Source organism: Solibacillus daqui, from assembly GCF_028747805.1.
Classification (GTDB): domain Bacteria; phylum Bacillota; class Bacilli; order Bacillales_A; family Planococcaceae; genus Solibacillus; species Solibacillus daqui.
In genome coordinates this window covers 3,771,796-3,785,607 of record NZ_CP114887.1, presented here as the reverse complement: position 1 = coordinate 3,785,607, position 13,812 = coordinate 3,771,796, and the positions used below count along the sequence as shown (strand labels likewise).

The following is a 13,812-nucleotide window of genomic DNA, read 5'->3' as shown; positions in this document are numbered from 1 at the left end:
TTAAAAAAAGGTGTTAATATAAGATTATGCATTTAATAAGAAAAGAATTCGTAATATGTTAAATACGGGGTGATAATATGAAGGAAACAGCTTTATGTCCACGCTTGTCAAAAGCAATGGAACTGGTAGGGAAACGTTGGACGGCTTTAATTATTTATCAATTATTAGAAGGGCCGCAGCGATTCAATGCGATTGAGGCTGCATTGCCAATTAGTGGGCGTCTACTTTCAGAACGTTTAAAGGAGCTCGAAAAAGAAGAAATCGTCGAGCGTAAAGTATATTCGGAAGTACCAATTCGTGTGGAATACAATTTAACAGAAAAAGGATACTCATTGGAGCAGGCTGTTCGAGAAATCGAAGTTTGGTCGAAAAAATGGTTATAAGTAGTCGTATTTTACTTGTAAAACGGTTGCTAAAAACAGATACTAAGAAGGTATGAAGCTTTACAAGAAAGGAACGTATTATTTATGACTATTCAACAATGGGCAAATGATTTATTACAGTGGATTCCAACAACAAATATTAAGACCAATGAGTCGTTAAAAAAATATACAATGACAAAATTAGGCGGCAATGCGGATGTATTAGTACTTCCAAAAACAGAACAGCAGGTAATTGCAGTTATTAAATATGCACATGAAAACAATGTACCATTATTAATGTTAGGTAATGGCTCGAACATGGTTGTTCGTGATGGTGGCGTGCGTGGCATTGTATTACATTTCACGTTATTAAATGAAATTCGCGTAGAAGGCACTACGGTTTTTTCACAAAGTGGTGCATTAATTAAAGAGGTGTCAAAACAAGTAGCGTCACAAAGCTTAACTGGTTTTGAATTTGCGTGTGGCATTCCAGGATCTATCGGTGGTGCAATGGCAATGAACGCTGGTGCATATGGTGGAGAAATTAAGGATGTTGTTACATCTTGTACTGTTGTAACGAAAGAAGGCGAGCTACTCGTCTTATCGAATGACCAGTTGGAGCTTTCTTATCGAAAAAGCATTATCGCGAAAAATGGTTATTTTGTACTTTCGGCAACATTTGAATTAGCTAAAGGAAATCAACAGCAAATAGATGAAAAAATTGCTGATTTAACATTCCAACGTGAATCAAAGCAACCGCTTGAATTTCCGTCAGCTGGAAGTGTCTTTAAACGACCACCTGGACATTTTGCTGGGAAACTTATTCAAGATAGCGAACTCCAAGGTAAAGGGGTCGGAGGGGCAGAAGTGTCGACAAAGCATGCTGGATTTATTGTAAATAAAAACAATGCAACAGCAAGAGATTACATTGAAACGATTCAAATGGTACAGCGTACAGTAAAAGAAAAGTTTGATGTTGATTTAGAAATGGAAGTAAAAATTGTTGGAGAAGATGAAGCTTAAAATCGTCCTAACATTTAAATACGAGTGTTCGTTAGCTTTGGTGTGAATATATACTAGGGCAAAAGATATTTTAGAAATTCATAATGCAAAAAAGTATGATTTCGTACGATTATGTACGAAATCTATTTTTTCAGCTAAAAATTTTTCCGAACATACAAATTTTGTAGAGGGGGAGAAGGAATGAAGTTTGTTTCATGGAATGTAAACGGCATTCGTGCATGTGTTACAAAAGGATTTTTAGATTACTTCCACGACATAGATGCTGATTTTTTCTGTATACAAGAAACTAAATGTCAACAAGGGCAAATTGAGCTCCAACTCGAAGGCTACCATCAATACTGGCATGTTGCCGTTAAAAAAGGCTATTCAGGGACAGCTATTTTTACAAAGCATGAGCCGATTTCTATACGTTACGGGATAGAAGATGAGGTAGCTCCAGATGAAGGGCGTATTTTGACGCTTGAATATGCTAGCTTTTACTTAGTAAATGCGTATGTTCCAAATGCGAAACGCGATTTAACGCGTTTAGCAGAACGCCTTTTTTGGGAAGATCGAATGGCGTTGTATTTAAAGGAACTTGATGCCAAGAAGCCTGTCATTTATTGTGGGGATTTAAACGTGGCACATGAAGAGCTCGATATAAAAAACGTGAAATCGAATATTGGAAATTCTGGCTTTACATATGAGGAACGTGGAAAGATGACTGATTTATTAGCAAGCGGCTTTACCGATACGTTTCGTCATTTTCATCCAAATGAAACAGATCACTTTACATGGTGGTCATATATGAATAAAGTGCGCGAACGTAATATCGGTTGGCGCATCGACTATTTTATTGTATCCAATCATTTAGTAGAGCAAGTACAAGAGGCAACGATTCATTCGCATGTGTTAGGTAGCGATCATTGTCCTATCGTATTAAAATTGAAAATAGTGTAAAATAGAAAAACGCATTGGGTTAAAATACCAATACGTTTTTTCTTCATTTAACTTGTTTCATTGGTGGTTCAACCCTGGCTGAAGAGTTGAACTTAGGCTGAAAGTGCCGCATCGTGCGGCATAGCCTAAGTGACCAACATCGTGTTGGCCCAAAGCTTCTGGCAGATGTCTCCGATTTTTCAGAGGAATTTTTCGAGCAATCACGAAAGAAATCTGGACGCAATTACGCCGAGGTGTAATTGATCCTAAGAACTGAAGGGGTGGATTTCATGGCACAACAAATGAGTAAGCCAAAATGGCGCAAATGGGTCAATTTTGTTATTTGGGTTATTGGTGTAGTCATTATTTTGGGTGGGGTTGCAGTTGCAGGGTTACATGTATACGTATCGAATTCAAAGCCTTTAATTGAAGGGGAGGCAGTTGTCAAAATTTTAGATGACGATGTCGTAGTTACACGGGATGGTGAAGGGGTTCCACATCTTAATGCAAAATCAGATGCTGACCTTTACCGTGCACAAGGATATATACAAGCACAGGATCGTTTATTCCAAATGGATTTATCGCGTCGTCAAGCAAGTGGTAAACTTGCTGAAGTAATTGGGGAGGCTGCGGTACAAACTGATAAATACTTCCGTACATTTAGCTTGCGACATGCGGCAGAACTTTCATGGGAAGACTATGATGAAGAATCAAAACAAATATTAGAATGGTATGCTGACGGAGTGAATGCTTTCATTGATGAAGTAAAGGGTACAAGTAAGCTTTCATTTGAATTTAAGCTATTAGGCTATACACCTGAGCCATGGACACCACTTGATTCATTAACAATCGGTAAATATATGGCATACGATTTAGGTGGTAACTGGAATCAGCAAGCATTCCGCTCCTGGGCATTACAAAACTATACTGAAGAAGAGGCAAAAGAATTATTTGTTGAGTATCCAGAAAACGCAAAATCGATTATTGAAGCAAACTTAAATATAGAAACAGATATCGCATCCGTGTTTACACCAGATTATTTACCACCAGAATTTAATGGTAGTAACAACTGGGTAATAGCCGGAGAGTTGACGGAATCTGGCAAGCCATTACTTGCAGATGATCCACATCTAGGGTTAAGTACGCCTTCTATTTGGTATCAAATGCATTTACAATCACCAGAACAAAATGTAAGCGGTGTTATTTTCGCGGGGATTCCAGGAATTATTTTAGGGCATAACGAAGAAATCGCTTGGGGCGTAACGAATGTAAATCCAGATGTTCAAGACTTATATATTGAAGTGCCGAACCCAGAAAATCCATATCAATTTGAATATGATGGAAATTGGGAGGACGCAACTGTTCGCCAAGAGCCGATTAAAGTAAAAGATAGCGAAACGATAGAGTTTGAAGTAGTAGAAACACGTCACGGTCCTATTATTTCAAACATTATGTTAAAAGAAACAGAGGTTAAAGAAGTGTTCTCTATGCAGTGGACAGCACTTCAATCAACGCAAGAATTAAGAGCCATCCTAGGCTTTAACAAAGCAACAAACTGGGAAGAGTTTGAAACAGCATTAGAAGATTTTAAAGCACCAGCACAGAATTTCGTATTTGCATCAACAGATGGCAAAATTGCATATAAAGCAAACGGTAAAGTACCAATTCGTAAACAAGGTACAGGCGCATTGCCAGTACCAGGTAATTCATCAGAATACGGTTGGGAAAGCTATATCCCGTTTGACGAACTACCGTCAGTTATTAACCCAAAAGAAGGTTATATTGCAACAGCCAACAATGAAGTTGTGGGCAAAGAATATCCCTATCATTTATCAAACCTTTGGGCACAGCCATATCGTTATGAACGCATTGTCGAAATGATTGAAACACCTGTATACGATAAGGAAACAGGTAAACAGTTAAAATTGACGTCTTCCGATATGAAAGCAATACAAATGGATAAGAAAAATCTACATGCCGAGGAATTTTTACCGAGCTTACTGGCTACGATTAAGGAGCAAGATACAGAAGGCAAGTATGCAAAAGAACTTACATTACTAGAAGAGTGGGAGTACTATGACGATCAAGAGCAAGGTGCACCACTTGTATATTATTTTTTAATTGAAAATATGAAAGAGGCATTATTTGAAGATGCCATGCCAGCTGATATGTATAAATTAATGCCTGCGAAACCACAAATCACTAACCAAATGTTACGTGATGCCTACGCTGGAAATGAAGGTGTCTGGATTCAAGGTGAAGGTGGCATAGATAAATTTGTTTATAAGGCCTTTGAGGACGCAGTATTAGCCATTCAAGATCAGTTCGGTAAAACTGTTTCGAAATGGAAATGGGGTAGCTACAATAAGCTTACATTCAATCACCCTTTATCAAGTGCGTCTAGCTTTATTGCAGAGTACTTAAATCCTGATAATTTAGCAGTAGGTGGCTCTAGCGTTACCGTACAAGCAGCTGCTGAAGATGGAAATGGCAATGTAAACCATGGAGCATCATGGCGCTTCGTTGCAGATTTGAATGATTTATCGTCCGCTCAACATATTGTTGGCCCAGGTCAAAGTGGTCATGTTAAATCGAAATGGTACGACAGCCAAGTATCGAACTGGGTAAACGGTCATTACCATACAACAAAGATTAATGGGGAAATGGATATGCGCTATGAATTACTTTTAAAAGCTGAATAAGTTTTACTTGTTTCAGCAAATTCTTTTTGTATCATAAGCAAAGTGACAGGTACAGAAGTACTCTACCTCTATAAGTGGGGGTTAAAACCCCGGCTGAACCAAGTTGAGCCCCGCGAATGTCACAGATTTTTTTCGATTTGGCTCGAAAAAAATCTGGACGCAATTACGCCGGGGGGAATTGATTTTGGGAAGCTTCTCTTTTAAAAAGGAGGAGCTTTTTTCATTCAAATAAACCTTTGAATGTGACATGGCATAAGCTATAATACATTCAAATAGATCTTTGAATGAGGTGGATATTTTGAAGGAAACGTGCGAAATTACAAAAATAAATGAGCAGGCTGTTGAAAAGGTGAAAACGCAAATGCCCGATCTAGCCCATGTTTCAAAACTATTAAAGGTGCTTGCAGATGAAACAAGGTTAAAAATCGTGTACGCATTAACTATCGAGGAAAGGCTTTGTGTATGTGATGTAGCAGCGATTATTGATGCGAGTATTGCGACAACCTCTCACCATTTACGTAATTTAAAGGACAATGGCTTGGCGAAATCAATGCGTGAGGGCAAGCTGATGTATTATTCACTAGCAGATGAGCATGTCTATCAAATTGTAAAAATAGCTTACGAGCATTCAAAGGAGTGAGAACGATGGCTACGAAAACCGAGCAATATCGCTTAGAAAATTTATCGTGTGCAAATTGTGCTGCAAAATTCGAGCGAAATATAAAAGAAATTGAAACAGTAACGGACGTACAACTTAATTTTGGAGCTGCTAAATTAACGGTTACGGGCGATGTATCGATTGCGCAGTTAGAAGCGGCAGGTGCATTTGATGGAATAAAAATTTCAAAGGCAAGTGAACGAAAGGGAACGAAAAAGCAACCTTTCTTGAAAAAGAAAGAAAATCAATTGGCTTTATTTGCGCTAACTTTCGTACTAATGGGTATACTTTGTAGTTTCTTCTTAGGAGAGGGACATATTTTCGTAAATAGCATTTATGCAATTGCGATAATTGTAGGAGGTTATCCGATTTTTAAAACGGGTATAAAAAACTTACGCCACTTCGAATTTGATATGAAAACGCTCATGACGATTGCGATAATTGGAGCCGCGATAATTGGAGAATGGCAAGAAGCCGCAATCGTTGTATTCTTATTTGCAGTAAGTGAAGCATTAGAAGCGTATTCGATAAATAAAGCGAGACAGTCGATTTCACAATTAGTTGAACTTGCACCGGTAAATGCAGTTATTAAACGTGCACATGGAGAGCATGTTCATGAAATAGAAGTAGCAACTGAAGAGATTCAAATTGGGGATATTTTATTAGTAAAACCGGGGCAAAAAATTGCGATGGACGGTGTTGTAGTAGAAGGGAGCTCTACAGTTAACCAAGCTGCTATTACTGGAGAATCCATCCCTGTAACGAAAAATATAACAGACCATGTATTTGCAGGAACAATAAATGAAGCCGGTGCTTTAGAAGTAAAGGTAACCAAGCGTGTTGAAGATACAACAATTGCTAAAATTATTCATTTAGTAGAAGAAGCGCAAACACAAAAAGCCCCTTCTCAAAAATTTGTTGATCGTTTTGCGAAATATTATACACCGATTATTATGCTTGTTGCTCTTTTAGTAGCCATTATTCCAAGTATAATTACTGGCGATTGGACACACTGGATCTATCAAGGATTAGCAGTTCTAGTAGTAGGTTGCCCTTGTGCATTAGTTATTTCAACTCCGGTAGCCATTGTCACAGCAATTGGAAATGCTGCGCGCCAAGGAGTGCTAATAAAAGGCGGTGCTTATTTAGAAGAATTGGGTCGAGTTCAAGCGGTAGCCTTTGATAAGACGGGTACGTTAACAAAAGGGCAACCAGAAGTAATGGAAGTTATAACTGAAGTTGGTGAGGAGCATACGTTGCTCGCAAAAGTGGCTGCTGTTGAAAAGAAATCACAGCATCCATTAGCGCGTGCAATCTTATCGAAAGCATTCGATGAAAAAATTCACATTCCTTCTACTGAAAATTTCCAATCGGTTACGGGGAAAGGTGCCTATGCAACCGTAGAAGGTGACATTATATATGTAGGAAGTGCCAGCTGGATTAATTCTCTTGTCACAGTTTCCGAGCATTCTATGACAAGGATTAAAAATTTATCTTCTAAAGGTTATTCTGTTATTGTGGCAGCAAGTACTACACAAGTGATAGGGGTAATTGCGATTGCCGATCAGGTTCGCCCAGAAAGCAAAACTGTGATTGAAATGCTTCATACTAATGGCATTCAACATACTGTAATGCTAACAGGCGATGCCCCACTAACTGCCGAAAAAATAGCGAGTCAGTTAGCAATTGATGATGTACGTGCGAGCCTTTTACCAGAAAATAAACTTCAAGCAATGAAAGAACTGCAACAGCAATATGGTTCTGTTGCAATGGTAGGGGATGGTGTAAACGATGCACCAGCGTTAGCATCAGCCAATATAGGAATTGCAATGGGTGGCGCTGGTTCAGATGCAGCGCTTGAAACAGCACAAATTGTATTCATGCGTGATGATTTAACAAAACTTCCATTTACGATGAAGCTAAGTAAACGAACATTGACAATTATTAAGCAAAATATCACGTTTGCACTTGGGTTGAAATTAATGGCAATTTTACTTGTAATTCCAGGATGGCTTACATTGTGGATTGCTATTTTTGCAGATATTGGGGCAACATTACTTGTCATTTTGAATGCCTTAAGATTGATGAAAAATGGCACGAAATAAAAATGTTTTATACCTGGAAATGGTAATTTTATACTATTAAAAGTGCTGAAATGGCGATTTTTTATTTTAGATTTATAAAATCTTGAGTTATCCTTGAGAACGTTATATTATTAACTAGATAAAATAGAAGTCGAATGAGGCGAAGAATAGGGATGTCTAATTTTAAATTAGTAAATGTGACTGAAGAAATTGTTCGAGGACTTGTCAGCTTCCTTCTTCATGGTGTTGAGTATCAAACCTTTTGCCATTGTGAACAGTGCGAAATGGATGTAAATGCAATTGCACTTAATGCTTTACCCTCTCGCTATGTTGCTTCTGAAAAAGCAAGAGATGACGTGTTCAAACAACTTAATACATCAGAAAATATTGAAGAGATTAATAAGCAAATTATTCGAGCGCTTCATATGGTCGGTCGATATCCTCGCCATTAAAGAGAAATCCTTTTAAACTGGTTAAACTTGCTTCAGCAAATTCTTTTTGTACTATAAGCAAAGCAACAGTTCGAGGTTTTGCAACGTTTAAAAGTTGGATAAGGAAATGAAAAGAGACAATTCAAGTTTGAGCTATAACTTGGATCGTCTCTTTTATTTAGTATTACGGTTTTTCAGTTAACTTTTTGTCTAATATTGTAGTACACTTAAAAGAGCAATTGGAAAGAGAGGGAACAGTTATGCCAACACCTAGCATGGAGGACCACATTGAACAAATATATTTATTGATTGAAAATAAGGGTTATGCGCGTGTGTCCGATATTGCAGAAGCTTTATCTGTTCTACCTTCCTCAGTAACGAAAATGGTACAGAAGTTAGATAAAGATGGTTACTTAGTCTACGAAAAATATAGAGGGTTAACATTAACGCCAAAAGGGCAAAAATTAGGTAAGCGGTTAGTACAACGTCATGAGTTACTGGAACAATTTTTGCGTTTAATCGGGGTTGATGAAGAACGAATTTATGAAGATGTAGAAGGCATCGAACACCACTTGAGCTGGAATTCAATCGATCGAATTGCAGACCTTGTGCAGCTTTTGGAAGATGAACCACAAGTGACAAGGAAGCTTGAAGAAATGAAATCAAATCATAGTATGTAATGATTGACAGGAAAAAGGAGAACAAAATGAATCAATTAATGAAATCAGGACAAGTTGTTAATTTAACGGTATTAGAGGAGCAAGGTTCACGCTATATTTTAACAAACGGTGATATCGAAATTCCGTTAAATGCCTCAGATGTAGTAGAAACAGTGGCGATTGGTGATACAGTAAAAGTATTTCTATATACGGATCGTCGTGGCGACTTACAGGCAACAACAGCAATTCCTCAAATTACAGAGGCAGATTACGGTTGGGCGCGTGTATTAAAAGTAACAAAAGAAGGCGCTTATTGTGATATTGGAACGTCTCGCGAGGTGCTCGTACGCGCAGAAGACTTACCAGCAATCCAAGAGGTATGGCCAGAGCCAGGTGACCAATTATACATGACATTACGTACAGATCGTAATGGTGATTTATTTGGCCGTCTCATTACAGAAGAAAAAGTAAATGACATGTACGAAGGCGCGTTAGAAGATATGTTCAACAAAACAATTTCAGCTCGCCCGTATCGTTTATTACCAGTAGGCTCATTTTTACTTGGTGTAGAAGCTCCGTATCGTATTTTTGTGCATCAATCAGAAATGATGGCTGAGCCACGTTTAGGTCAAGACGTAACCGTGCGTATTATCGACGTAAAAGAAGATGGATCACTAAATGGCTCATTTTTACCGCGTAAACATGAACGTTTAGGTGATGATGCTGAAAAGATTTTTGCTTATTTAGAAAGCGTGGGCGGCAAAATGCCATTCGGAGACAAATCAACACCAGAAGAAATTCAAGAAATGTTCAATATGAGTAAAGGGGCTTTCAAACGTGCATTAGGTACATTAATGAAAGCGCGTAAAATTACGCAGCAAGATGGTTGGACAGAAATCGTTTAACTTACTTCAGCAGGCGTTACAAACCTCGGCTGACTAGGGGAACAAAGGCTAAAAGCTTCACGTCCTGTGACAACGATTTCATGATCAACTTCATGTTGACCTAATGCTCGGCGGATGTTACAGATTTTTTAAAGGAGTTAATTTAGAAGGTTTGCCTAAGTTCATCGAATCCATGCGATAACGGCTAACTGACCTGCATCGTGCAGGCCTAGGCTAGGACGAGAATTAGCCGGGGCGTAATTGATCGAATAATAAAAATGTACGATGAAAAAAAGTAAAAGGTAAATCTTTCCAATGAAACCTTTTACTTTTTTTATTCGTATTAATAATTGAATGTACATGCGTAGGCATATATATTTCGAAGGGGGAAAATATTATGAAACAAAAATGGATCGCACTAGTTGCTGCTCTTGCCTTAATGCTATCAATTGTACTGCCATTTAGCGCATCAGCTGCATCGACAGAAACAAAGAATCCAATTAACGAAAAATTAGGTGTACCAATTGTTGTTTATGGAGGTAACTTATCTGCAGATGAAAAGGAAACAGTCAAAACGGCTTTACGTGTAGACAAAGAAACTGAAGTAGATGAAATTACCATAACAGGTCAAGATTTAGCCAAATATATTAAAGATTCAAATCCAAGCTCACGCATGTTTTCTTCTGCAAAAATTACACGTCAAGATGAAGGGAAAGGGCTTGTAATTAGCATTGTAACACCAGAAAATATTACACAAGTTACTTCAGAAATGTATGCAAGCGCTATGTTAACAGCTGGTATTGAAGATGCCATCGTTGAAATTGCGGCACCGAAGCCAGTAACTGGACACTCTGCGCTAGTAGGGATTTATAAAGCCTACGAAGTAAAAACAGGTGAAAAACTTGATATTGAGCGTACAGACGTAGCAAATGACGAATTATCAGTAGCAACATCACTTGCAGAATCTGCAGGGGTAACAGATGAGCAAGTAGCAGAATTATTAACACAAATTAAAAAAGTGATTGCTGAGAATAAACCAGAAACAAAAGAAGAGGTACAGCAAATTGTTGAAGACCAGTTGGCAAAATTCCAAATTAACTTAAGTGATGCGGACCGTCAATTATTAGTAGATTTAATGGATCGTATTAGTAACTTAAATATCGATTTTAGTAAATGGTCGGATCAGCTTTCAGATTTAACCGCTACATTTGATGAAAAATTCGGTGCGATATTAGAGGATGAAGGCTTCTGGCAAAGTGTGAAAAACTTCTTTAATAATTTAATCGACACTATTTCTTCTTGGTTCTCAAAAGAATAATAAACATAGAAAGCTCTCAATTTTTGGGAGCTTTTTTGTTTGATTAAATCATGATTATGCTATAGTAAAAATAACGAGGAGGGAGAAATATGGAATTTACGTATCGAGACAAAGGGAATAATTATGGAGCTTTTGAGTATGAGCTAAATGGTGAACGCGTAGCAGAAATTACATGGATCTTGCGTGACGGAGTTATGAATATGGATCACACATATGTATCTGATGTACTGCGTGGGCAAGGGGTAGCCAAAAAATTATTAGACGCAGCAGCAGATTATGCACGTGAAAACAATTTGAAAATGAATGCCATTTGTAGCTATGTAGTATCAGCATTTGAAAAAAGCGATACCTATGATGATCTAAAGGCATAAAAAAGGGGGTGTCCGAGAAGTGATTCTGGGACACCTCCTTTGCGCCGAGGATGGAGGCCAGCACGATGCTTGTCATGAATGCGTTGTCACACGATGTGACGGTTTTAGCATTCGTTCGTATTTCGACCACCGCAGAAGCACCGCCTGCAGCGGATAATTAATACATGAACGAAGGACTGCGCGAGAAGTATTTACTTTTCGCGCAGTCCTTTTTTTAACCTATAAAAATGGAAATTACGAACGTTAGGAATGTCGCCACCCCTAATAAACTTAATACTTCAATGCCTTTGTATTGAATTTCTTTATTTTGGAACATGGTCAGCACTCCTTTTTATCATATTATAATTATATTTCCCATTTTAGGTGTTTTTTAATCATATTTCTGAAGATGTTTGAATAAGCCTATGAAAGGGTAATATAAATAACGTGTAATAATCAAGATTTAGGAGGTAATTAACAATGGCTAAATTTAAAGGGAAAGGCGTTGTAGTTGCAGGATTATTAGCAGGAGCTGCTTCATTTTTAAGTAAGAAGGAAAATCGTGATAAAGCGATGGTCTTCCTTAATGAAGCACGTGATAGAGCAACAAAAGCAGTAAACGAACAAAAACAAAACTTCCAAAGCAACAAGCAATATTCTACAGAAGAAGAACATATCCAATCAGTTGGCGATGTAGCAGGTGACGTTGCTGAAGGCGCGGCAAGTAAAAAGACTTTAGCTATTGATGAGAATGAGTTCATTAGTGAAGGTGGCGCACAGCGAATGATAGATCAATACAACGAGCAGCAACATCAACAATAAAAATGCGATGCGGTTAGATGTCTCTACCGCATCGCATTTTATTTTTGGAAAAAATTAAGCTTTTGCTACTTCTTTTTTCATTGTTTTGTTTTTAGCAAGGTTTACGTGCCAAGAAAGAGCTTCCTCTAAGATGTGAGGAGTGTGCGCGCCACCAGTTGCTTCGTAAGCACGGTTGTAGTAATCCCATAATTGCTCTTTGAAATCTGGGTGAGCACAGTTGTTGATAATTAATTCAACGCGTTCTTTAGGAGCAAGACCGCGTAAATCCGCGATACCTTGTTCCGTTACGATTACATCTACATCGTGTTCAGTGTGGTCTACGTGAGAAACCATTGGTACGATTGAAGAAATCGCGCCACCTTTTGCGTAAGATTTCGTTACGAAGATACCAAGACGAGCGTTACGTGCGAAGTCACCAGAACCACCGATACCGTTCATCATTTTTGTACCTGAAACATGTGTAGAGTTTACGTTACCATAAATATCTAACTCAAGAGCCGTGTTGATAGAAATTAAACCTAAACGACGGATAAGCTCTGGGTGGTTAGAGATTTCTTGTGGACGTAAGCAAATTTTATCAGCGTAAGCTTCTAAGTTACCGTAAACTTTATCTTGTAGCTCTTTTGTTAACGTAATTGAAGTTGCAGCTGCAAAACGCACTTTACCAGCATCGATTAAGTTGAATACTGCATCTTGTAATACTTCAGAAGCAACAACTAAGTTTTCGAACTCTGAATCAGCAAAGCCATCTAATACAGCGTTCGCAACAGAACCTACACCAGATTGTAATGGCATAAGTTCATTTGTTAAACGACCCGCTTTAATTTCATCACGGAAGAAGTCTAATAAAATGTTTGCCATGTTTTGTGTTTCCTCATCTGGAGGAACGATTAATGAAGGAGCATCTGGCTCTTCAGAAATAACGATTGCTTGGATTTTCTCAACAGGAACGCGGATACCGATTTCACCGATACGTTGTTCAGCATTTGTCATTGGGATCGCTTCACGCTTACCTTGTTCACCTGGAATGTAGATGTCGTGAATACCGATTAATGCTTCAGGGTGAGAAATGTTTAATTCGATAATAATGTTTTCTGCATACTCAGCAAAGATTGGTGAGTTACCAACAGAGTTAGTTGGGATAATTAAACCATCTTCAGTAATTGCAACAGCTTCTAAAATTAAGTGTTTAATTGGACCGATAATACCTTGACGTACTAACTCAGCATTGTGAGAAAGGTGAGCGTCTACGTACTTGATGTCGCCTTTGTTAATTAAACCACGCATTACCGCATCACCTTGGAACGGACCGCGCTTATTGATAACACCAGCAGCTGCTAAGTGGTTATCTACTTCAGGACCTAAAGAAGCCCCTGTATATACGTCAATTTTAATTTGTTCAGTTTTAGCGCGTTCAACTAAAGCCATTGGAACTACTTTTGCATCTCCAGCGCGAGTAAATCCAGACATACCTACTACTGTGCCATCTTGAATTAAAGCAGCAGCTTCTTGTGCAGATACGATTTTATCTGCTAATTGTTTTAAACCTAAACGTTTCTCAACTCGTGGATCCATTAAAAAATCCTCCCCTAAAAAGTTTT

General features: G+C 38.2%; 13 protein-coding genes. 12 read left to right on the top strand and 1 reads right to left on the bottom strand.

Annotated elements, in window-relative coordinates; all coding sequences use genetic code 11:
• Positions 1–77: 77 nt before the first annotated feature.
• The 12 genes from O7776_RS18515 to O7776_RS18460 all read left to right on the top strand — a co-directional run bounded on the left by O7776_RS18515 (position 78) and on the right by O7776_RS18460 (position 12,211).
• Positions 78–383: a winged helix-turn-helix transcriptional regulator gene (locus tag O7776_RS18515; protein WP_241370825.1), complete on the top strand. Its 306-nt coding sequence runs from the start codon at positions 78–80 to the stop codon at positions 381–383.
• Positions 384–467: 84 nt separating this feature from the next.
• The gene (gene murB / locus O7776_RS18510; RefSeq protein ID WP_274308381.1) at positions 468–1,385 is read left to right on the top strand and encodes a UDP-N-acetylmuramate dehydrogenase; all 918 of its coding nucleotides are present in this window, start codon (positions 468–470) and stop codon (positions 1,383–1,385) included.
• A gap of 180 nt (positions 1,386–1,565) precedes the next feature.
• Complete coding sequence (locus O7776_RS18505; RefSeq protein WP_274308380.1) at positions 1,566–2,324, top strand: exodeoxyribonuclease III; 759 nt, start codon at positions 1,566–1,568, stop codon at positions 2,322–2,324.
• A gap of 269 nt (positions 2,325–2,593) precedes the next feature.
• On the top strand, positions 2,594–5,005 hold the full coding sequence (locus tag O7776_RS18500) for a penicillin acylase family protein (protein ID WP_274308379.1): 2,412 nt from the start codon (positions 2,594–2,596) through the stop codon (positions 5,003–5,005).
• Between the two features lie 295 nt (positions 5,006–5,300).
• Positions 5,301–5,645: an ArsR/SmtB family transcription factor gene (locus O7776_RS18495; RefSeq protein ID WP_274310545.1), complete on the top strand. Its 345-nt coding sequence runs from the start codon at positions 5,301–5,303 to the stop codon at positions 5,643–5,645.
• Between the two features lie 5 nt (positions 5,646–5,650).
• A complete protein-coding gene (locus O7776_RS18490) occupies positions 5,651–7,768 on the top strand; it encodes a heavy metal translocating P-type ATPase (RefSeq protein WP_274308378.1) in 2,118 nt (705 codons plus the stop codon).
• Between the two features lie 152 nt (positions 7,769–7,920).
• Positions 7,921–8,199, top strand: coding sequence for a late competence development ComFB family protein (locus O7776_RS18485; protein ID WP_241370821.1), 279 nt, complete (start codon positions 7,921–7,923; stop codon positions 8,197–8,199).
• Between the two features lie 239 nt (positions 8,200–8,438).
• The gene (gene mntR, locus O7776_RS18480; protein ID WP_274308376.1) at positions 8,439–8,858 is read left to right on the top strand and encodes a transcriptional regulator MntR; all 420 of its coding nucleotides are present in this window, start codon (positions 8,439–8,441) and stop codon (positions 8,856–8,858) included.
• 26 nt (positions 8,859–8,884) lie between these two features.
• On the top strand, positions 8,885–9,742 hold the full coding sequence (locus O7776_RS18475) for a CvfB family protein (protein ID WP_274308375.1): 858 nt from the start codon (positions 8,885–8,887) through the stop codon (positions 9,740–9,742).
• Between the two features lie 376 nt (positions 9,743–10,118).
• Positions 10,119–11,039 (top strand): DUF1002 domain-containing protein, encoded by a 921-nt coding sequence (locus O7776_RS18470; protein WP_274308374.1) that lies wholly within the window; start codon positions 10,119–10,121, stop codon positions 11,037–11,039.
• 89 nt (positions 11,040–11,128) lie between these two features.
• On the top strand, positions 11,129–11,410 hold the full coding sequence (locus tag O7776_RS18465) for a GNAT family N-acetyltransferase (RefSeq protein ID WP_274308373.1): 282 nt from the start codon (positions 11,129–11,131) through the stop codon (positions 11,408–11,410).
• A 459-nt stretch (positions 11,411–11,869) separates the two neighbouring features.
• Positions 11,870–12,211, top strand: coding sequence for a 3-oxoacyl-ACP reductase (locus O7776_RS18460; RefSeq protein WP_274308372.1), 342 nt, complete (start codon positions 11,870–11,872; stop codon positions 12,209–12,211).
• Between the two features lie 54 nt (positions 12,212–12,265).
• On the opposite strand, the gene O7776_RS18455 is transcribed toward O7776_RS18460, so the two are convergent.
• On the bottom strand, positions 12,266–13,786 hold the full coding sequence (locus tag O7776_RS18455) for a succinyl-CoA:acetate CoA-transferase ScpC (RefSeq protein WP_274308371.1): 1,521 nt from the start codon (positions 13,784–13,786) through the stop codon (positions 12,266–12,268).
• Between the last annotated feature and the right edge of the window lie 26 nt (positions 13,787–13,812).